This window comes from Mycolicibacter heraklionensis, assembly GCF_019645815.1.
In the GTDB taxonomy this organism is placed as follows: domain Bacteria; phylum Actinomycetota; class Actinomycetes; order Mycobacteriales; family Mycobacteriaceae; genus Mycobacterium; species Mycobacterium heraklionense.
In genome coordinates this window covers 1,846,805-1,866,010 of sequence record NZ_CP080997.1, presented here as the reverse complement: position 1 = coordinate 1,866,010, position 19,206 = coordinate 1,846,805, and the positions used below count along the sequence as shown (strand labels likewise).

Here is a 19,206-nt window from a genome sequence, read left to right as displayed (position 1 = left end):
CCACGTCATGTCGATCAGCAACTTAGTCAGTCCGCCCAAGCGGGTTCGCGCCTCAGCGATCTACGCGCTGTTGACGCTCGGCGCGCTGGTCACCCTGGCGCCGTTCGGGCTCGGGCTGCTGACGTCGTTCACCCCGGCTCGCCAATTCGCCACCGGCACTCCCCTGGCGTGGCCGCATCCGCCGACGCTGGACAACTATGGCGACCTCGGCGGTGCCGGATTCAGCCGGGCGGCGGCGGTCACCACGCTGATGACGGCGGTGATCGTGTTGGGACAGCTGAGTTTTTCGGTGCTGGCCGCCTATGCGTTCGCGCGGCTGGAGTTCCCGGGCCGCGACACGTTGTTCTGGGTGTATGTGGCGACCCTGATGGTGCCGGCCACCGTGACGGTGGTGCCGTTGTATCTGATGATGGCGCAGCTGGGTCTGCGGAACACGTTCTGGGCGTTGGTGTTGCCGTTCGTGTTCGGGTCTCCGTACGCGATCTTCCTGCTGCGTCAGCATTTTCGAGCCGTCCCGAATGACCTGATCAACGCCGCGCGTCTCGACGGAGCGAATACCCTGGACGTGATCGTGCACGTGATGCTGCCGGCGAGTCGGCCGATCCTGGTCACGCTGGGGTTGATCACCGTGGTCTCGCAATGGAACAACTTCATGTGGCCGCTGGTGATCACCAGCGGCGACAAGTGGCGGGTGCTCACGGTGGCGACCGCCGCCCTGCAATCCCGTTACAACGCGCAATGGACGCTGGTGATGGCGGCGACCACGGTGGCGATGATTCCGCTGATCGCGCTGTTCATGGTGTTCCAGCGCCGCGTCGTGCAGTCGATCGTCGTCACGGGGATCAAGTGAGCCGGCCGCGGTTCTCCACCGTATTCGCGGTGGCGGCAGTGGCCCTGGCCGCGCTGTTCGGCGCGGCGGCGGTGCTGCTCGACGGCGCCTCGACCCGATCGGCCGCCGGCGCGACGGTGGTGACGGTACGACTGTGGGACGAACAGGTGGCAACCGCCTACCGACAGTCGTTCGCGGCGTTCCAACGCGCCCACCCCGAGATCGAAGTGCGCGTCAACGTCGTCTCCTACCGGACCTACTTCGACACGCTGCGCACCGATGTCGCCGGTGGCGGCGCCGACGACATCTTCTGGCTCTCCGACGCCTACCTGGCCGGGTACGCCGACAGCGGACGGCTGATGAAGATCGATGCGGCGGGCGCGGATTGGGAACCGTCGGTGGTCACCCAGTTCACCCGTGGCGGGACACTGTGGGGGGTGCCGCAACTGACCGACGGCGGGATCGCGGTGTACTACAACGCCGATCTGCTGGCCGCCGCGGGAGTCGATCCCGCTCAGTTGGCGAGGCTGCGCTGGGATCCCCACGGTGTGAGCGACAGCCTGCGGCCGCTGCTGGCGAAGCTCACCCGTGACAGCGCCGGGCGCAGCGCGGGCACACCGGGTTTCGACGAGCGCCGCATCCGGCAGTGGGGCTACAACGCCGCCAACGACCCGCAGGGCATCTACCTCAACTACATCGGCTCGGCCGGCGGGGTGTTCCAGCGCGACGACGAGTTCGCCTTCGACAACCCGGCCGCAGTCGCCGCCTTCGGCTACCTGGTGCAGCTGATCAACGGCGACCACGTGGCGCCACCGGCATCGGAGACCAACACCAACGGCGACTTCTCCCGTAATCAATTCCTGGCCGGGAAGATGGCACTGTTCCAGTCCGGCACCTACAACCTGGCGGCCATCGCAGGGCAGGCCGGGTTCTCCTGGGGGGTGGCGATGCTGCCGGCCGGCCCGGCCGGGCGAGTCAGCGTCACCAACGGCATCGCCGCAGTGGGCAACGCCGCTTCGAAGCACCCGACAGCAGTGCGGGAGGTCTTGGCCTGGCTCGGCAGCTATCAGGGCAACGAATACCTGGGGCGTCAGGGGGCGGCGATCCCGGCCGTGCTCAGTGCCCAACGGGTCTACTTCGACTACTGGGCGCACCGCGGGATCGACGTCACGCCGTTCTTCGCGGTGCTCAACGGTCCCCGCATCCCAGCGCCGGGCGGCGGTGTGGGATTCCCGGCCGGAAACCAGGCAATCAAGCCCTATTTCGACGAAATGTTCCTCGGCCGTATCGACGTCGCCACCGCGCTGCGCAGAGCGCAGGACGCCGCCAACGCAGCAGCCTCCCGCTGACCCTCCGCGAAATCGGGTTCACGCAGACAACGTGCGAGTGGCTACCTGCGTGAGCGGGATCTCGCGGGGTAGACGGGCTGCCCCTGCCACCCTCGCGACCACAGAGCATGAGCCACCCGATCGATGACACCGACCACGGTGTCCTCCTTGATCACCCTGTTGTTCAGCCAGCCGAGTTGAGGCAGCGTGCGTTCTCGGTAATGGTCCTTGACATACGAGCTGCGGACGGTGCGGTGCACCTCGCCGTCGTACTCGGCGGAGACCTTGAACTCCTCCCAGCCCATGTCCAGCACCGCGAATAGACGCCCACCGACGTACACCGGAATCTGCGTCTTCGGAGTGGGAAACCCGGCGTCGATGAGAAGGAGCCGGAGCCAGGATTCCTTCAGCGAGTCTGCTCCCCGGTCCACCAGCGGTATGAGCTTCCGGAGCTGTTTCAAGCCCCTGGCGCCCGGATAGCGCTTAGCCAAGCCCAGCACATCGTCCGCGCAGAATGGCGTCGCCCGCGCCAGGGCATCGAGGCGCGCCAATGCCTGTCCGCGGGACAGGTGCCGGGCGATATCGAACGCGGTGCGCGCGGGTGTGGTGACGGTCAAGCCGCGGATGCAGGTGGCCTCGTCGTCAGCGACCCTTTCATTGCGAACGATGATCCCGTGTGGCGCTGGGCTCTTTCGCGACAGCAGCTCAACCGGGATGTCTGCGTCCACCCACTCCGCGCCGTGTAGGGCGGACGCGGCGACACCGGCGATCACACCGCTTCGTCCAGACCAGAGCCACGCGCCGGTAATCCTGTCGTGCAAGGTCGCCTGCTCGAACTTCGAAAAGTAGACATCGGGGTGGAGTCTGCGAAACCATCGGGCGAGACCATGGCGGGTAACAGCGCCGGTCGCGAGGGCCTCGCTTCCGATGAAGACACGCTGCATACCCGCGAGGATGCGTGCTAGGTGGGCCACCCGCACTTCACCCGGCCGCGAAATCGGGTTCACGCAGACAACGTGCGAGTGGCGACCTGCGTGAGCGGGATCTCGCGAGGTTAGAGCGCCGACAGTTCGACAGCCACCGCCGCGCCGCAGATCACGACCACCAGCACCAGGGCAATCAGGTCGGACAACCCCGGCCGCGCCGGCGACGCGGAGATCTGGCCGATGCCACCACGAGCGGTGATCGCGTCCCCCATCTCGTCAGCCCGGCGAAGCGTCACGGTGATGGCGGCCGTGATCAGATCGATCGCCTCGCGCGCCCAGCGGCGCCGACGTTGCCGACGGGTGCGCGGCCGGGACCGAGGCCGCAGCCGCCGCGCGGCATAGAGCACCCGGAACTCATCGACCAGCATCGGGAAGGCGCGCAGTGCCAGCGCCAGCGTCACCGCCCACTCGTCGACGGGAATTCGAAGCAGCCGCAGCGGACGCCCCAGCGTGGCCACCGCGGGAGCGATCTCCGCGACATTGGTGGTCCACGACACCATCGCGCCCAGCCCCAGCAGCACGATCGACAGCGCGGTGATCCGCAGGAAGTACAGCAGCCCACCCAGGCCGGCCGGGTCGCCGCCGGACATGGCCGCGGTGCCGCCGCCGACCAACAGCAACACCCACAGCCAGCGCGGCACCGAGGGCAGCGCGCCCCGAGGGATGCGGGCGATCCTGGCCGCGCTGAGCACCAGCAGTGCCACCGCGCCGATCGTCACCCAGCCGGGATAGAAGGTCAGCAGCACCGAGATGCCGAAGACCACGATCAGCTTCGTGCCGGCCCACAGTCGGTGCATGGCGGAGTCGCCGGGAACCGGCCGCAGCAGCACCACCGGCCGGGGGGTGCTGCGCGCCTGGCCCGTCACGCCGCACCTGCCGGCGCCGGCACCAGTACACCGTTGTGTAAGTGCAGGGTCCGCGGGCACAACTCGCCGAGGCCGGCGAAGTCGTGCGAGATGACCACCACCGTCAGACCGCTCTCCCTCCGCAGGTCCTCCAGCAGTCGCAGCAAGCCGTCCCGGCTGGCGGCGTCGAGGCCGGCCAGCGGCTCGTCGAGGATCAACGCTCGCGGAGACCGGGCCAACAGGCCGGCCAGCACCAGGCGACGCATCTGGCCGCCGCTGAGTTGGTCGATGCGCCGGCCGGCCAGCGCCCCGTCCAGGCCGACGGCCGCCAGTGCGGCGCTGACCCTGGCGTGGTCACGCGGCGAAAAGCCGGCAGCAGAGGCCACCTCCAAACCGACGTAGCTGCGCATCAGCTGTAACCGGGCCGCCTGGAAGGACAGCGCGACGGCCCCCACCTGCTGGTCGGCGGGCCGGCCCCCGAGCAGGCAGCTGCCGGTGGTCGGAGTCGTCAGGCCGGCCATGATCCACGCCAGGGTGGACTTGCCTGAGCCATTGCCACCATGGATCAACAAGCCGTCGCCTTCGTCGACGCTGAAGGTGATGTCACGCAGCGCGGTCTTGGCCCACGGCGTGCCGCTGCCGTATTCGTGCCCCACACCGGATAACTCGAGCACCGGCGGACCGACGCGTCGCGGTGCGTCTCCGCCGGACGCGGCGGGTGCCGCGGCGGTCTCCACCATGGCGGTGTTGTCACGGGACCCGGACAGGTCGATGGTCCGGTCGGCGCTGCCGGCCTCGTCGTTGTAGTGGGTGATGTGCACCAAGGACGTGCAACGCCGATCCGAACACCCGGCCAGCTCCGACAGCACCCCCAGCAGCGCCTCGCGCCCTTGCGGGTCGACCATGCTGGTGACCTCGTCGGCGATCAGCAGCGCGGGCTCGCGGGCCAGCGCCGCCGCGACCGCCAACCGCTGCAGTTCCCCGCCGGACAGACCGCCGGTGTCGCGCTCGGCGAAACCCGACAGGCCGACCTCGGCGAGGAGCCGCTCGACGTCGGTGCTGGTCCCCGGCGGCAGGCCCCACACCACATCGTCGGCGACCCGGGTGCCCAGCACCTGGCTCTCCGGATGCTGCATGACCACCGCGGTGCCCCCGGGTGCACCAAGCCCCACTGCGCCGGGGCGCTCGACGGTGCCCGCGGTGGGTGCCCGCCCGGCCAGCAACAGCATCAAGGTGGTCTTGCCCGATCCATTGGCGCCGGTGATCGCGACGTGTTCGCCGGCGCGTACTTCCAGGCTTACCGGTCCTAGGGCGTCATGGTCGGAGTGCGGGTAACGGAACCGCACCTGATCCAGCCGGACCGGGACCGGCGCCACCGGGCCGGTCTCGACCGGTAGGTCCAGTTTGTGCACGTCGGGCACCCCGCGCAGCCGGTCGAGTACCCGCGACAGCGCCCACCAGCCGAGCAGCGAGACGATCATGACGCTGACGGTCATCTGCGCCAGGATGAGCCACTGCCAGTAGCGCAGCAGCGCACCGAGAAATCCGTTCAGATCCTGGGCGGCCCGCTGGAATTCCGGCAGCGGGACACGCGACAGGGCGGCCGCGACCCCGTGCACGTTGGCGGTGATCGCGTCGAAGATCAGATGGCGCAGCCGTGACAGCACGGTCAGCGCCAGCACCATGGCGGTGCCGAAGAGGCCGCCGGCCACCGCAGAGGCCACGACCACGGTGGGCAGGCCACGGCGATGGCGTTTGATGACGCCGGTCAGCCCGCCGATGTAGGCGCTGTTGACCACCGTCATGAAGCCGCCCATGCCGGCGATCAGAAACGCGATGGTCGCGGCCGCGACGGTGGCGGCGATCAACACGCGGATCCGGTAGCGGTAGGCCAACAGCCCCATCGGCACCGTGCCGAGCAGCGCCAAACCGGCGGCGAAGGGCACCACGACCGCGATGATCGCCGTCGCCGCGCACAGCGCCGCCATCACGGCGGCCTGCGCAGTCTCGACGGGCCGCATCGACCGCGCCCGGACTCGGTTCACGCCCTGGCCGGTCTTCGTCACCCGTCGATTCTGCCAGTCGCTCGGAGCGCCCCCACGCGGCGTGGACCGAGCTGGTCCACTTTCGTTCACGCTTGTGAAATACTTGCCCGATGGTAGCCCCCGCCCAAGCCAGCCTCGGAGCCGATTTGCTCAGCGTTGTCTCCCGGCTCAATCGGCTCGCCACCCAGCGAGTCGCGCTTCCGATCCCGGGGGCACAAGCTCGACTGTTGTCCACTATCGAGGACCTGGACGTGGCCCGGATCTCCGACCTGGCCGCGGTGGACCACTGCTCCCAGCCGACGATGACGACCCAGGTACGCCGACTCGAGGACGCGGGCCTGACCACCCGCACGCCCGACCCGCTCGACGCCCGCGCCGTGCTGATCCGGATCACCGACAAGGGCGTCGAGACGATGGCCCGGGTCCGCCAGGACCGGGCGGCGGCGCTCGATCCGGAACTGGACCGTCTGTCGCCCGAAGACCGCCGGACACTCGCCGACGCGGTTGAGGTGCTCCACCGATTCCTCGCCGAGGCTGCCCCGACCCGTCCCGTCCGCTAGCGCGGCGGGGCCGGGCGCCGCAAGTCGCCGATCGATCTAGCAGCCGCAATTCGGCTGAGATGTTCCCAGCCCGACCGCTTTGTCGAATATGCTCGACAGCGGCATCGGCCCGAAGCGATCCCAGGCCTCCTGCGGCCCCCGCGGCTCGCCCACTGGGCTGCCGGTCTTCGGGGGAAGGACATCGTGGCGGATAGATTGGCGCTGGTCACCTCGATCGCCGCCCAACTGATGGCCACCACGCCGTCGACGGCTGCCGCGGTCAGTGAACGCGTGCTGCAGACGCTGGTGGAGCAGCTCAACGTCGATGCGGGGTTCCTGCGCCACAACGATCACGAGATCAGGGCCTCCAAGCTGGTGGCCGAATGGCCGCCGCGCACCGACCCGCCGAACCCCGACCCGCTGGCCGTCGTCTCGTTCACCACCGCCGATCCGGTCTTCACCACCTGCGCGCACGGCAAGCGGGTGGCGGTCATCCGGCCCGAGCCGGACGAGTCCGGTTATGTGCGCCAGATGGCGAAAGACCATGCCGTCGAATCGCTGTCGGTGGCCACCGCGCCGCTGATCTCCGGCCCGGTGACCATCGGCATGCTGGGACTGGTCAAGTTCCGCCGACCCAAGTGGCGTCCCGAAGAACTCAACACGATCGAGGCGATCGCCTCGCTGTTCGCCCAGTTGCAGGCCCGCGTCGCGGCCGAGGAGCGGCTGCGCTATCTGGCCGACCACGACGACCTGACCGGCCTGCACAATCGTCGGGCGCTGGTCGCCCACCTCTCCGAGCGACTCGCCGCCGGCAGTCCCGGACCGGTCGGTGTCTTCTACATCGACCTCGACCGGCTCAAGCCCATCAACGACTACCTCGGTCACGCCGCCGGCGACTGGTTCATCCAGGACTTCGCCCGGCGGCTGCGTGCGTACGCCGGGAACCGGACCATGGCGGCCCGGATCGGCGGGGACGAGTTCGTCGTCATCCCGGACTGGCCGATGTCGATGGCCAGCGCTGAGACGTTCGCCGACCGGCTGCAGGGCGCCCTGCGCGAGCGGGTGGAGATCCAGGGCCACACGGTCAACAGCACGGTCAGCGTGGGCGTGACGGTGGGGCTGCCCGGGGAGGACACCAGCGCCGGCCTGCTGCACCGCGCCGACGAGGCCGTCCTGGCCGCGAAACGCGGCGGCGGCAACCAGACCGTCAGCTCCACCGACGACATGTCGTTGAAGAGCTTGTTCCGCAAGGACATCGAACTGCACATGCAGGGCAAGATCGACGACGAGTCGTTGCTGTTGTACTACCAGCCCGAGGTCGATCTGTGGAGTGGCGCCATCGTCGCGGTGGAGGCGCTGGTCCGCTGGCGGCATCCCACCCGCGGGTTGCTGTTGCCGAGTTCGTTCATCAGCATCGCCGAATCCGCCAACCTGGCCGATGATCTGGGCCGGTGGGTGATGCGCACCGCGTGCGCGGAATTCAGCGGTTGGCAGGCCAACGGCGTGCGGACCAACGCCACTCTGCGTATCAACGTCTCGCCGGTCCAGCTGGCCGCCCGCGGTTTCGTCCAGAACGTGGTGGAAACCATCAACGAGTTCGGCCTGCGCCCCGGCTCGCTGTGCCTGGAGATCACCGAGCGGGCGGTGGTGCAGAACATCGAGAGCACCCGTAGGACCCTAGCGGAACTGCGCGAAGCCGGGGTGCAGATCGCCATCGACGACTTCGGCACCGGTTACGCCGTCCTGTCACACCTGAAGGATCTGCCGGTCGACACCCTGAAGATCGACACCGTGTTCGTGCGTGAATTGGGCGTCAACCCCGGCGATCTCGCGATCGTACGAGCGATCATCGCGCTTGCCGAGGCATTCGGCCTGCAGGTGGTGGCCGAGGGTGTGGAAACCTCAGCGGCCGCGCTCACCTTGATGCGGCACGGTTGTCACCGCGCGCAGGGGTTCCTGTTCTCCCGGCCGGTGCCGGGTCCCGCCGCCGAAGCGATGCTGGCGTCACGCTGGATGGCGATGCCTTTCCTAGCCGACAGCCAGGCTTTGGTGATCTGACAAGAACATCGCCCGGTAGAAAGCGGCACACAACCGCACCCCCGTCTGCCTGCCGGCGAGCGCTGCGGTCGGTGCGGTGCACCAACGCGGCTCGGCGTGCGGCGGCAATAGGCGATGCGGACCCCTCAAGGTGCCCCGGGCGAAGCTGTGGGAGGAACTCACCGGCGCCGGCCAGGGCGCGCGCCTCAACGCGCCCGATCCGTACAAACCAGTCCCTCGCATAACCGGAGATAGTACATACCTTTTGGATGATGTTCAATCCATACGAGACTGTGTGTCAAGTCACGTTGATGTCGCTGACGGCGCCCACGCCGCTGTCACCACCCGGCAGCGGCGAACAGCGCCCGCGCCCTCGGCGGCGCCCGTCATAATCAGACCCATGGAGCGACGGCGGAACGCGCAAACCCCTCTGGCACCGATGGACACTCTGCGGCAGCTGCCGGCCCTGGTCGCACTCGAGCGGATCCCCGTTCCAGTGCTCGCGATCGCCGACGACGGCACTATCTTGTTCGCCAACAGCGGGTTCGCCGCCATGCTGGGCTACACCCAGGAAGAGGTGCTCGCCCTGGAGTTTCGGCAGATCTTCGGCCAGGTCCCGCCGGCTGAGGAATCCGCCCTGTCGGTGATGCACTCCCTAGCCAATCTGGTTGTTTCCCTGGAACATCGGGACGGCTCGACGGTGCGTGCCCTGATGAGCAAGTCAGCGCTCGAACGGGCCGACGACCGGGTTGCGCTCGCCACGTTCCAAGACCTCACCGAGCAGCTCTGGTTGGAGGAGCGCTAGCGCCTTCAGCGTTCGGCGGCTGACCCGCCGTCACTGCCGTTCTGATAGCGCAGCGCGTCGCGCGCCAGGAACTGCCGGAAATACGGCAGGGAGTCGGCCACCACGATCGCGGGCAACAGGGTCTCCCACATCCGGGTCACCCGGCCGATGCTGTCACCCGCGTAGTGCGTCATGAGCCACGTGCCGAGCATCGCCGAGGTGATCGACTCGGCGACTTGGCGGGCGTCGAGGTCCTCGCGCAGGTCGCCCTCCGCGATCGCACGCGCGGTCTGGGCGGCAACCGCGTCCGCCCATTCGCCGCCGACCTCAGCCCCCAACTCGTTGGATTCCGCCAGCGCGAAGACCAGGTGGCCCGCGGCCCGCGCCTCCTTGTCGACGGACAACACCTCCGTGACCGCGAACATGCCGTGGATCATCCCCTCCAATGCGGGCGAGGACGGCTGGCACATGCTCCGGAAAGTGGTCAAGACAGTGGCGAAACCACCTTCGATGATGGCCGTCACCAACGAGTCCATCGAGTCGAAGTGGTGGTACAGCGCCCCCTTGGTCACCCCGGCCCGCTCAATGATCGCGGTTCGCCCGGCAGCGACGTAGCCGGCCTCGCCGAAGACATCGATGGCCGCATCGAGCAGCTTGCGCCGAGTCGCCTCGGACCGGACCTGGCGCGCCATCAGCCCACCTCGCCATCGGACACCGCGGACTTCGCCCCCGCCGACGTGGTCTTGACCGCCAACGCGGTACGCCGCCGAACGAACTGAACGAAATAATCGATGCGATCGGCGGGCACCACACTGGGCAGCACAACCGACCAGACCCGCTCCAGCTCACGCAGGAACTGTTCGGGCTCATCGAGATTGCCCGCCTGCCGCAAACCCAGATACAGCGCCACCATCATCCGGGCCACATCCTGTGGATCGCGGTCGAGGACGTCGCCTTCGGCGATAGCCCGCTTGGTCACCACACTCAACGCCTGAATCGCATTGTTGAGCACCGTGGCCTGCAGCCCCTCGGCACCGCCGACCACCGGAAGCAGATGCAGCATCGCCCGGGCACTGTCACTGGTGAGGTCCTCGACCGCCATGAGGTAGCCCACGTCGAGCAGCGTCTCCAAGCCGGAAAGCTTGCGGTCCACCAAGGCTCGGATCGCTGTGCCGGTCTTCGCGAGTTGTTCGTCGATGACGGCCAAAGCAAGCGCATGCTTAGAACGAAAATGGAAATACATCGCGCCCTTGGTCAATTCCGCTTCAGACAGAATGTCGTCGAGGCCGACGTCGTGAAAGGGCCGCTGGGCGAACTGATGCGCAGCGGCACGGATGATCTGCTGGCGCGTGGCATCCGCGCGCCGGTCGCTCGAATCAGCCAACGCGTGATCTCAGCCTCGTCGCTGACCAGCAGTCGTACCACACCCGGGTTACGGTATCAGCCGAATGACGAAGTTGACTCATTTCTATACTTGAAATCGTCATTCACCTCTGATGACATTCCGAAAACGCCAATTCCGCGGCGCCAGATTGTATTCGGTCTGCTTGGGACTGTCGCGCCGGCGATGACCGTTGCCCGAGCTAACCGGCGGGCATCGCGAACGCGACGAACTGGGTCACCTCCCGCGGCGAGAAGTTGTCGTCACTGACGAGTACCACCGTCTGGCGGCCGTCGGGCAGGCGCGGTCCCAGCGTCAGCCCCTCGATGTTGTCCAGCGGGTCCAGGCCTGGCGTGGTGGACAGATCGGCCAACAACGTCTTGGTCATCGGAGTCACGGCCGCGCCGGCCAGCGCCGGCATACCGAGCACATCGGTGGCCCCGGCGATCTCGGCGCGAAACAGCCGTACCGTCGGGCGGTCGCTGAACGCGCGCTCGATCACCAGGAACGCGATGTCCGACAGGGCCAGCAGGTCGGTGAGGCCGTTGGTTCCGGCCGGTCCAGAGGTCTCCGCGGCCGGCTCCAGCGGGTAGGCGTACTGGGCGACCGGCGCGCCGGGGCCTGCGTCGGAATCGAGGCGGTAGGCGGTGATGCGAGTCAGCGCGCCGTGGGCCCGATCCGGCAGGGGGCCGTCGTCGTAGCCCGGACCCTCCATCGCGGCGAACAGCATCCGTCCGTCTGCGGTCACCGTCAGGCCTTCGAGGGTGGTGTTGCGGCGCGGACCGGTGGGCTGCGCCGACATCGCCAGCTGCGGCGGCATGCTGAACCGGCCCAGGTAGCTGCCGTCGAGCCCGGCGGTCCGGACCCAGGGGTCGGCCAGCAGCGCACCGAGCGGGCCGTCGGTGCGCCGCTCCCCCTCCGACGACCAGTACAACCGCTGCCGGCCGGCATCGAACGCGATGCCTTCGGGGTCAGGTGGGATGACCGGCGGCGTTGCGTCGAAGGCCGGGGGCTCAAAGGGGCGCCCGTCGGCGTCCAGCAGCGGAATCATGGCACTGATCGCCACGTCGTCGACGCCGCGGTCCGACACCGAGAGCCGCACCGTGTAGAACCGGGCCGGCCCTTGAGACGATCGGTCGTCGCTGATCACGTAGTAGCAGTCGCGGCCGGGGTCGTAGCTGATTCCGGACAGACCGCCCACGACGGTGCCGGCAAACGTGGTGTCCGGCGGCAGAACAGCTTGACCGAGATACTGCAGCACCGCGGTCGCCGCGGGGGTATCGCACGGTGCACAACCCGCAAGCCCCAGGCCGGCGGCGAGCAGCACACCGCACAGCGCCGGCAACCGGATCAGCTTCCCACGCACATCGGTAATCTAAACCCGGTTTACCGTTGGCCCCGCATGGCTACGGTGCATGGGGTGACCATTTCCGATGCCCTGCGCGACACGTTGGACGGCCGCTGGCGGACGGTGAAAAACCAGGTCCGGGCCACGCTCTGCGATGAGAAGTTTCGTCCGCACTACACACCGAACACGGCGATCGCCCGGGCCAAGGTCGCCGAACAGCTCAAGATCATGGCGGGCTCGGGCGTGGCGGCGGACAGTTTCCGCAAGGAACACGGCGGCACCGGCGACGTCGGCGCGGCGATCACCATGATCGAGATGTTGGCCATGTCGGATCTGTCGCTGATGGTCAAGGCCGGGGTGCAGTGGGGGCTGTTCGGCGGCGCGGTGGAGAACCTCGGCACCGAGCGCCACCACCGCGCCTATGTCGAGAAGATCATCGACCTCGACCTGCTCGGGTGCTTTGCGATGACCGAGACCGGCCATGGCAGCGACGTGCAGTCGTTGGAGACCACCGCCACCTACGACCCCGGAACCCAGGAGTTCGTCATCGACTCCGCCACCGGCTCCGCGCGCAAGGACTACATCGGCGGCGCGGCCGAAACCGCTACCGTCGCGGCAGTTTTCGCCCAGCTCATCACCGGAACCGAAAGCCACGGCGTGCACTGCTTCCTGGTGCCGATCCGCGACGCGCAGGGCAACGATCTGCCCGGCGTCACCACCTCGGACTGCCACTACAAAGGCGGCCTGCCCGGGGTGGACAACGGGCGCATCGTCTTCGACCACGTCCGGGTTCCCCGGGAGAACCTGCTGAATCGCTACGCCGATGTGGATCCCGACGGCAGCTACCGCTCCTCGATCGAGAGCGATGGCCGGCGGTTCTTCACCATGATCGGCACCCTGATCCGCGGCCGGGTCTCGGTGGGCGGGAGCGCGGGTGCGGCCGCCCGGGTCGCGCTGGACATCGCTACCCGATATGCGTTGCAGCGCAGGCAGTTCAGCGCCCCAAGCGACGATGGAGACGAAACTGAGGTGCTGATCATGGACTATCTGGTCCACCAGCGCCGGCTCTTTCCGCTGATTGCCCGCTCCTACGCGCTGCAGTTCGCCCAGAACGAGCTGGTGGGCCGCTGCCACGATCTGCAGACCGCCGACGAGCCCGACGCCGAGGAACAGCGTGAGCTGGAGGCACGGGCGGCCGGACTGAAAGCCGCCAATACCTGGCACGCCTCCCGGGCCATCCAGGAGGCACGCGAGGCCTGCGGCGGCGCCGGATACATGGCCGAGAATCGGTTGATTGCGCTGCGCGCCGACATCGACGTGTTCACCACCTTCGAGGGCGACAACCACGTGCTGACCCAACTGGTGGCCAAGCAGCTGCTGACCACCTACGCCGATGACATCGCCGACATGAGCCCGGTCGGGTGGGTGCGGTTCGCCGCCGAGGCGGTCGGGGACCGAGTGCTGAAACGCACTGCGGCCGAGACGATCATCCAGACCATCGTGGACGCCAGGCAGGACAGCGAGGAGGAGGGCAGCCTGTTCAACCGGGGCACCCAGGTGCACATGTTCGAAGACCGCGAGGAGTATCTGCTGACCTCGGTGGCCCGACGGCTCAGGGCCAAGGCCCAGGACATGGGCGACTTCGACGCCTTCAACGCGGTACAGGACCACATGCTGCATGCGGCCACCGCTCACATCGACCGAGTCGTCTTGGAGGCGTTCGTCGCCGGAATCGACTCCTGCCCGGATCCCGATGCCCGCGAACTGCTGGAGCTGGTGTGCGACCTATACGCGCTCAGCGTCATCGAAGACGACAAAGCCTGGTACATCGAGCACCGGTATCTGTCCACCGATCGGGCCAAGGCCGTCACCCGTGGCATCAACGACCGGTGCCGGAAGTTGCGGCCGCACGCGCAGACTCTGATCGACGGGTTCGGCATCCCCGAACAACTGCGGTACGCCGAAATGCTGCATCCGGAACACTTGTCGGTACCGCCCGCCGGTGCGTCCGCCGGGTAGCCGGCTTATAGGCTGTCTGGACCCCAGACCGAAACAAAGGAGTACCTCTCATGGCGTGGTTCCTCGCCCTGAATGCCACCCCCACCAAAGGCGTGCAAGCGCCTACCTATGAGCTGCACGAAACCGCCGATATCGAGCGGATCATCGAGGAGTTGGCCACCTTCGCGGCCACCGACCGGGCCGTGGCGGTTCCCGCCGTCTTCAACAGCGGCCGCCAGCAGGTCACCGTGTATGTGCGTCCGGCCGCCTGGGGCGCGTGGGCCATCTATGAGCTCAGCGAAGAAGAGCGCCGCGAGATGATGGCCAACAACCCGCTGGTCAACGCGCTGGCGCAGGCCCGTGCCGCCAAGCAACAGGGGGCGCAGTCACAGCAGGTGCCGGGTATGTTCGCACCGCAGCAGCCGCCTTCGCAGTCGGGTCCGTCGGTGATTCCCCGGCTGGACTAACGCCGGTATCAAACGTGGCTCCCCCGGGTGGACTCGAACCACCAACCCTCCGGTTAACAGCCGAATGCTCTGCCAATTGAGCTACAGGGGATTGCTGTCCTCGCGGACTTGCAAGACTCTAGCGCATACCGAAACCACCGCGGTGCAACGGGGGTCGCACCCGGCCCCCGTGGCACCGCGTGAGGCAGGATGGAAGCACTGCATCGACTGTTCTAAGGGGCCGCATTGATCGGGTATGTCGTGGTGATGGGGGTCGGCTACGTGATGGGCACCAAAGCCGGCCGCCGCCGCTACGAGCAGATTGTCGGCACCTATCACGCGGTGACGAGCAGCCCGGTCGCCAAAGCGCTGATCGACAAGGGGCGGCGCAGCATCGCCAACCGGATCCATCCCGACCCGACGATGGTGACGCTGACCGAGCTCGAGGACGGCGTCACGGTGGTGCGGCCGGAGGAGCCGGACGACGACCCGCGGCGGTGACCTCCGGCCGCGCTTGCGATCAGGCGGTCCCATAACGCCTGACCCGCTGCACGCGACCTCCGGCCGCGCTTGCGATCAGGCGGTCAGATCGTCGCCGCTGGCCTGCTCCAGCAGACTGCGCCGGTAGGCCTCCATGGCCACCAGGTCGCCGAAGAGCGCATGATATTCGTCGCTGTGCTCCACCGGTGACATGCGCTGCAGTTTGGACTTGACCTCGGCGATCTGTCGGCCCACCCACACCTCTTGCAGCCGGGCCAGCACCCCGCCGATATAACGCGGCAGCTTGTCGTCGTCGACGCGAATGGCCTCCACACTCAACTCGTGGATCAGCGCGGTGGTCAGTGACGAGGGCGTCTGCTCGCGCACCGTTTCGATCCACTGCGCACCGCCGGGGCCGGCCACCCCTGCGGTCCCCCCGGCCGCATCGATCGCGGAGCGCACCGCGGCATAACCGGGGTGGGTGAAACTCTCCACCGTCAGGGTGTCGAAGACCGGCCCGGCCAACGCCGGGAATTGCAGGGCCGCCTTGAGTGCCTCGCGCTGCGGCCACAACGTCGGATCCGCCGGGTTGGGTCGTGCGACCGCCGGCTGCTCGGCGGGTTTGGCGGCCGCTCGCGGCACCTGACGTTCCCGGCCCCTGCTGTCGCCCTTGGCGTCGTTCTTGGCCTGCGCACGCACCCGGCCGATGACCTGTGCGACATCGTCCCAGCCCACCCAGCCGGCGAGCTGGCGCGCGTACTCGTCGCGCAGCGTCGGGTCCTTGATCTGGGCGACCATCGGCACGCAGCGGCGCAGCGCGGCGACCCGGCCCTCGGCCGTGTCCAGGTCCATCTCCGAGAGCGCGGTACGAACCGCGAACTCGAACAGCGGGGTGCGGCGCGCCACCAGGTCGCGCAGCGCCTCGTCACCGTGCGCCAGGCGCAGATCACACGGGTCCATGCCGTCGGCGGCGACCGCGACGAACGACTGCCCGGCCAGCTGCTGCTCACCCTCCAGCGCCTTGACCGCAGCGGCCCGCCCCGCCGCGTCGCCGTCGAAGACGTAGATCAGTTCACCCCGAAAGAACTTGTCGTCCATCATCAGTCGGCGCAGCATCGCCAGGTGCTCATCGCCGAAGGCGGTACCGCACGAGGCGACCGCGGTGGTGACCCCGGCCAGATGCATCGCCATCACGTCGGTGTAGCCCTCGACGACGATCGCCTGGTGCCCACGGGCGATGTCCCGTTTGGCCAGGTCGAGGCCGAACAACACGTTGGACTTCTTGTAGAGCGTGGTCTCCGGGGTGTTGACGTACTTGGCTTCCATCGGGTCGTCGTCGAACAGCCGGCGGGCACCGAACCCGATCACCTCCCCCGCCGACGAACGGATCGGCCACAGCAGCCGGCGGTGGAATCGGTCCATCGGACCGCGGCGCCCCTCCCGGGACAGACCCGCAGCCTCCAGTTCCTTGAACTCAAAGCCTTTACGCAGCAGATGTTTGGTCAGGCCGTCCCACCCGGACGGGGCGAAGCCGCAACCGAACCGTTCGGCGGCCGCGGCGTCGAAGTTTCGCTCGGTGAGATATTTTCGCGCCGGCGCTGCCTCGGGGCTGCTCAGCGCCGCGGTGTAGAACTCGGCGGCCGCCGCATTGGCGGCGATCAACCGGCTGCGGCCACCGCGCTCGCGCTGGATGTTGGTCGCCGACGCGCCGGTGTAGGTGATGGTGTGGCCGACCCGGTCGGCCAACAGCTCCACCGCCTCGACGAAGCTGGCGTGCTCGATCTTCTGTATGAAGGCGTACACGTCGCCGCCTTCCCCACAGCCGAAGCAGTGGAAGAGGCCGTGGTTGGGCCGGACGTGAAAAGACGGCGACTTCTCGTTGTGGAACGGGCACAGCCCCTTCAGCGAGTCCGCGCCGGCGCGCCTGAGCTGCACGTAGTCACCGACCACGTCCTCGATCCGGACACGTTCGCGGATGGCGGCGATGTCGCGATCGGAGATACGGCCTGGCACCGGGTCAGTCTAGAGCGCACAGCCAGTCACAAGCCGCCATGTTTTAAGCTCGCCTGGTCAACGTCGACGTCAGGGAGCGCGCATGAGTCTGTCCGAGCAGTCCACGGCGGCGAAATCCAAGCGACCTCGCCTGCTGCTCGTCCTCGCTGTCGTCGCACTGGCGGTAGTGGGGTTGGTGACGTGGCTGGTGCTGCCCGACCGGTCCCGGAGTGCGGCCGGCGTCACCGGCGAGACCGTCAAGCAGGTGCTGCTCAGCGGCACCGAGCTGACCGCCATGCTGGATCAGCCCTTCACGACGGTCACCGGCCCGCCGTCCTACGGCGGTCTGGAGGCGATGGACGACTCGGCAACTCCGGGTGACTGCGTCGGGGTCCTCGACGTCGCGCAGCGCAGCGTGTACGCGTCGGCGCCGGTCCAGAGCTACGCGCGTGAAACCTGGATCGATTCCGAACCCGCCCGCGACGGCTTCAAGCCGCTCGACACCCGGGTGATGTTCGTCAAGGAGGCCGTGGTCGCCCTGCCCAGCGCGGCGGACGCCCGGCAGCTGTTCGAGAAGTTCACCGAGCAGTGGAAACACTGCGACGGGCAACCGGTCAACGCTGCCGACCCGGACACGGCTGGGTCGCCGCACCTTCCCGGCACCGAAATGCACATCACCGACGTGCGGGTCACCGACGACGTCCTGGCGGCATCGATCGTGCTGGACAAGAGTCCCAAGGCGCCCGACACCCGGGCCATCGGGCTGCAGGACAACTGCATTGTCGGAGTTTTGATCGCCTTCACCGGAACCGAGAACGCCAGTGGTTCCGGCGACCCGCAGACCAGCAGCACCGATGTCGTGCGGGCCATGATGGACAAGGTCGCCAAGCTGAGCTGAGTTCGTTCGCTCAACCCGCGACGAGGCGTTCCAGCCGCCCCTCGGTGCACGACGCTATCTGGTCGACGACCACCCGCAACCGCGCGCCGTCGTCGGCCGCGGCGGTAAACGCCGGAACGAAGATCGGGTCCAGGCTGCCCGGCGCCGTGGCGAGCAACCGGTGTGCCACCTCGTGCACCTGCTCACGCTGAGCGGCCTGAATCCTGCGGTGCTGATCCGAGGAGATGATGAACTGCACCGCAAGGGTTTTCAGCACGGCCACTTCGGCCCGCACCAGTTCTGGCACAACGAGGTCTGCCTGGTAGCGGGTCAGCGGCCCGGGGCCGGCGGCAGCGTGGGTGGCGGTGATCGCTGCGGAGGCGAAGCGCCCGACGAGTTCACTGGTCAACCGTTTGAGTGCCACCGACGCCGACAGGGTCGCGTCGTAATCACCCACCGCGGCCACCACCGGCAGTTCGGTGAGCCGGCGAGCCGCCCCAGCCAGATCGTGCACCCCGTTGGGGTCGCCCAAACGCGTCAGCTCGGCCACCGTCGACGCATCGGCAAGCACCCGCAGATCGATCCGGCCCGAAATCACGCCGTCTTCAACGTCATGCACCGAATAGGCGACGTCGTCGGCCCAGTCCATGATCTGCGACTCCAGACAGACCCGTCCCTCCGGCGCCCCGCGGCGCATCCAGTCGGCGGCCGCCCGGTCGTCGTCGTAGAAGCCGAACTTGGTGCGGACCGAGCCGTCTGCCGCGCTCCGGCGCCACGGATATTTGGTGACCGCATCCAGTGCCGCCCGGCTCAGATTCAGCCCCGCACTGGCACCGTCGGGCCCCAGGACCTTCGGCTCCAGACTGGTCAGGATCCGGAAGTTCTGCGCGTTTCCTTCGAAACCTCCGCAGCCCGAGGCGATTTCGTTGAGCGCCTGCTCACCGTTGTGGCCGTAGGGCGGGTGGCCGATGTCGTGGGCCAATCCGGCCAGGTCCACCAGGTCAGGATCACAGCCCAGTCCGATCGCCATCCCCCGCCCGATCTGCGCCACCTCCAGCGAGTGCGTCAGCCGGGTGCGCGGGGTGTCCCCGTCTCGGGGGCCCACGACCTGAGTCTTGTCGGCCAGCCGGCGCAGCGCAGCGCTGTGCAGCACCCTGGCCCGGTCGCGGGCAAAGTCGGTCCGGTGCTGGCCGCCGGTTCCGGGCAGGCCGGCGGTTTTCGACGACTCCGCCACGATGCGGTCACGGTCGTGCGCGTCGTAGCTGTCGTAGGAGTTTGTGGCCACCGCCGC

17 protein-coding genes and 1 tRNA gene are annotated in these 19,206 nt (G+C 68.0%); 9 read left to right on the top strand and 9 right to left on the bottom strand.

Features of this window, described 5'->3' with window-relative positions:
• The first annotated feature begins 7 nt into the window (after nt 1-7).
• Nucleotides 8-850, top strand: a complete 843-nt coding sequence (locus K3U94_RS08735) for a carbohydrate ABC transporter permease (protein ID WP_047319523.1) — start codon at nt 8-10, stop codon at nt 848-850.
• Complete coding sequence (locus K3U94_RS08730; RefSeq protein ID WP_047319524.1) at nt 847-2,178, top strand: ABC transporter substrate-binding protein; 1,332 nt, start codon at nt 847-849, stop codon at nt 2,176-2,178. Before K3U94_RS08735 ends, K3U94_RS08730 begins: the two co-directional genes overlap by 4 nt.
• Nucleotides 2,179-2,219: 41 nt before the next feature.
• Here the strand turns inward: K3U94_RS08730 and K3U94_RS08725 are convergent, their stop codons facing one another.
• The 3 genes from K3U94_RS08725 to K3U94_RS08715 form a co-directional block, all read right to left on the bottom strand.
• Nucleotides 2,220-3,101 carry a type IV toxin-antitoxin system AbiEi family antitoxin gene (locus K3U94_RS08725; protein ID WP_047319590.1) on the bottom strand — a complete coding sequence of 294 codons (882 nt, stop codon included), beginning with the start codon at nt 3,099-3,101 and terminating at the stop codon, nt 2,220-2,222.
• Nucleotides 3,102-3,211: 110 nt separating this feature from the next.
• Complete coding sequence (locus K3U94_RS08720) at nt 3,212-3,940, bottom strand: CbiQ family ECF transporter T component (RefSeq protein WP_082134096.1); 729 nt, start codon at nt 3,938-3,940, stop codon at nt 3,212-3,214.
• A gap of 65 nt (nt 3,941-4,005) precedes the next feature.
• Nucleotides 4,006-6,009 (bottom strand): ATP-binding cassette domain-containing protein, encoded by a 2,004-nt coding sequence (locus K3U94_RS08715; protein WP_220696727.1) that lies wholly within the window; start codon nt 6,007-6,009, stop codon nt 4,006-4,008.
• A 134-nt stretch (nt 6,010-6,143) separates the two neighbouring features.
• Here K3U94_RS08715 and K3U94_RS08710 point away from each other — a divergent pair, with 134 nt between their 5' ends.
• The 3 genes from K3U94_RS08710 (at nt 6,144) to K3U94_RS08700 (ending at nt 9,414) form a co-directional block, all read left to right on the top strand.
• On the top strand, nt 6,144-6,593 hold the full coding sequence (locus tag K3U94_RS08710) for a MarR family winged helix-turn-helix transcriptional regulator (protein WP_220696238.1): 450 nt from the start codon (nt 6,144-6,146) through the stop codon (nt 6,591-6,593).
• A 228-nt stretch (nt 6,594-6,821) separates the two neighbouring features.
• Entirely contained in the window at nt 6,822-8,630 is a 1,809-nt protein-coding gene (locus K3U94_RS08705; protein WP_047319592.1) for a putative bifunctional diguanylate cyclase/phosphodiesterase, read from the top strand.
• 418 nt (nt 8,631-9,048) lie between these two features.
• Nucleotides 9,049-9,414, top strand: coding sequence for a PAS domain-containing protein (locus tag K3U94_RS08700; RefSeq protein ID WP_024440654.1), 366 nt, complete (start codon nt 9,049-9,051; stop codon nt 9,412-9,414).
• Nucleotides 9,415-9,419: 5 nt separating this feature from the next.
• On the opposite strand, the gene K3U94_RS08695 is transcribed toward K3U94_RS08700, so the two are convergent.
• The 3 genes from K3U94_RS08695 to K3U94_RS08685 form a co-directional block, all read right to left on the bottom strand.
• Nucleotides 9,420-10,085, bottom strand: a complete 666-nt coding sequence (locus K3U94_RS08695) for a TetR family transcriptional regulator (protein ID WP_047319527.1) — start codon at nt 10,083-10,085, stop codon at nt 9,420-9,422.
• Nucleotides 10,085-10,777: a TetR family transcriptional regulator gene (locus tag K3U94_RS08690; protein WP_047319528.1), complete on the bottom strand. Its 693-nt coding sequence runs from the start codon at nt 10,775-10,777 to the stop codon at nt 10,085-10,087. Before K3U94_RS08690 ends, K3U94_RS08695 begins: the two co-directional genes overlap by 1 nt.
• 199 nt (nt 10,778-10,976) lie before the next feature.
• Nucleotides 10,977-12,140, bottom strand: coding sequence for an esterase-like activity of phytase family protein (locus tag K3U94_RS08685; protein ID WP_220696237.1), 1,164 nt, complete (start codon nt 12,138-12,140; stop codon nt 10,977-10,979).
• A 54-nt stretch (nt 12,141-12,194) separates the two neighbouring features.
• Here K3U94_RS08685 and K3U94_RS08680 point away from each other — a divergent pair, with 54 nt between their 5' ends.
• Nucleotides 12,195-14,141, top strand: a complete 1,947-nt coding sequence (locus tag K3U94_RS08680) for an acyl-CoA dehydrogenase family protein (protein ID WP_412178204.1) — start codon at nt 12,195-12,197, stop codon at nt 14,139-14,141.
• Between the two features lie 50 nt (nt 14,142-14,191).
• Nucleotides 14,192-14,587: a hypothetical protein gene (locus K3U94_RS08675; protein ID WP_047319530.1), complete on the top strand. Its 396-nt coding sequence runs from the start codon at nt 14,192-14,194 to the stop codon at nt 14,585-14,587.
• Nucleotides 14,588-14,602: 15 nt separating this feature from the next.
• On the opposite strand, the gene K3U94_RS08670 is transcribed toward K3U94_RS08675, so the two are convergent.
• A tRNA-Asn gene (locus K3U94_RS08670) sits at nt 14,603-14,678 on the bottom strand.
• Between the two features lie 134 nt (nt 14,679-14,812).
• Here K3U94_RS08670 and K3U94_RS08665 point away from each other — a divergent pair.
• Nucleotides 14,813-15,067 carry a hypothetical protein gene (locus tag K3U94_RS08665; protein WP_220696236.1) on the top strand — a complete coding sequence of 85 codons (255 nt, stop codon included), beginning with the start codon at nt 14,813-14,815 and terminating at the stop codon, nt 15,065-15,067.
• A gap of 75 nt (nt 15,068-15,142) precedes the next feature.
• Here the strand turns inward: K3U94_RS08665 and dnaG are convergent, their stop codons facing one another.
• A complete protein-coding gene (gene dnaG / locus K3U94_RS08660) occupies nt 15,143-17,059 on the bottom strand; it encodes a DNA primase (RefSeq protein WP_047319532.1) in 1,917 nt (638 codons plus the stop codon).
• Between the two features lie 82 nt (nt 17,060-17,141).
• Here dnaG and K3U94_RS08655 point away from each other — a divergent pair, with 82 nt between their 5' ends.
• Entirely contained in the window at nt 17,142-17,936 is a 795-nt protein-coding gene (locus K3U94_RS08655; RefSeq protein WP_047319533.1) for a sensor domain-containing protein, read from the top strand.
• A 10-nt stretch (nt 17,937-17,946) separates the two neighbouring features.
• Here the strand turns inward: K3U94_RS08655 and K3U94_RS08650 are convergent, their stop codons facing one another.
• Nucleotides 17,947-19,200 (bottom strand): deoxyguanosinetriphosphate triphosphohydrolase, encoded by a 1,254-nt coding sequence (locus K3U94_RS08650; RefSeq protein ID WP_220696235.1) that lies wholly within the window; start codon nt 19,198-19,200, stop codon nt 17,947-17,949.
• Nucleotides 19,201-19,206: the final 6 nt, after the last annotated feature.

What these genes read in the sequence shown, in the direction of transcription:
- K3U94_RS08695 (WP_047319527.1), bottom strand. Translation starts at nt 10,085, where the DNA reads ATGGCGCGCCAGGTCCGGTCCGAGGCGACTCGGCGCAAGCTGCTCGAT.
- K3U94_RS08710 (WP_220696238.1), top strand. Translation starts at nt 6,144, where the DNA reads ATGGTAGCCCCCGCCCAAGCCAGCCTCGGAGCCGATTTGCTCAGCGTT.
- K3U94_RS08655 (WP_047319533.1), top strand. Translation starts at nt 17,142, where the DNA reads ATGAGTCTGTCCGAGCAGTCCACGGCGGCGAAATCCAAGCGACCTCGC.
- K3U94_RS08720 (WP_082134096.1), bottom strand. Translation starts at nt 3,940, where the DNA reads ATGCACCGACTGTGGGCCGGCACGAAGCTGATCGTGGTCTTCGGCATC.
- K3U94_RS08675 (WP_047319530.1), top strand. Translation starts at nt 14,192, where the DNA reads ATGGCGTGGTTCCTCGCCCTGAATGCCACCCCCACCAAAGGCGTGCAA.
- K3U94_RS08705 (WP_047319592.1), top strand. Translation starts at nt 6,822, where the DNA reads ATGGCCACCACGCCGTCGACGGCTGCCGCGGTCAGTGAACGCGTGCTG.
- K3U94_RS08715 (WP_220696727.1), bottom strand. Translation starts at nt 6,009, where the DNA reads ATGCGGCCCGTCGAGACTGCGCAGGCCGCCGTGATGGCGGCGCTGTGC.
- K3U94_RS08700 (WP_024440654.1), top strand. Translation starts at nt 9,049, where the DNA reads ATGGACACTCTGCGGCAGCTGCCGGCCCTGGTCGCACTCGAGCGGATC.
- K3U94_RS08735 (WP_047319523.1), top strand. Translation starts at nt 8, where the DNA reads ATGTCGATCAGCAACTTAGTCAGTCCGCCCAAGCGGGTTCGCGCCTCA.
- K3U94_RS08725 (WP_047319590.1), bottom strand. Translation starts at nt 3,101, where the DNA reads ATGCAGCGTGTCTTCATCGGAAGCGAGGCCCTCGCGACCGGCGCTGTT.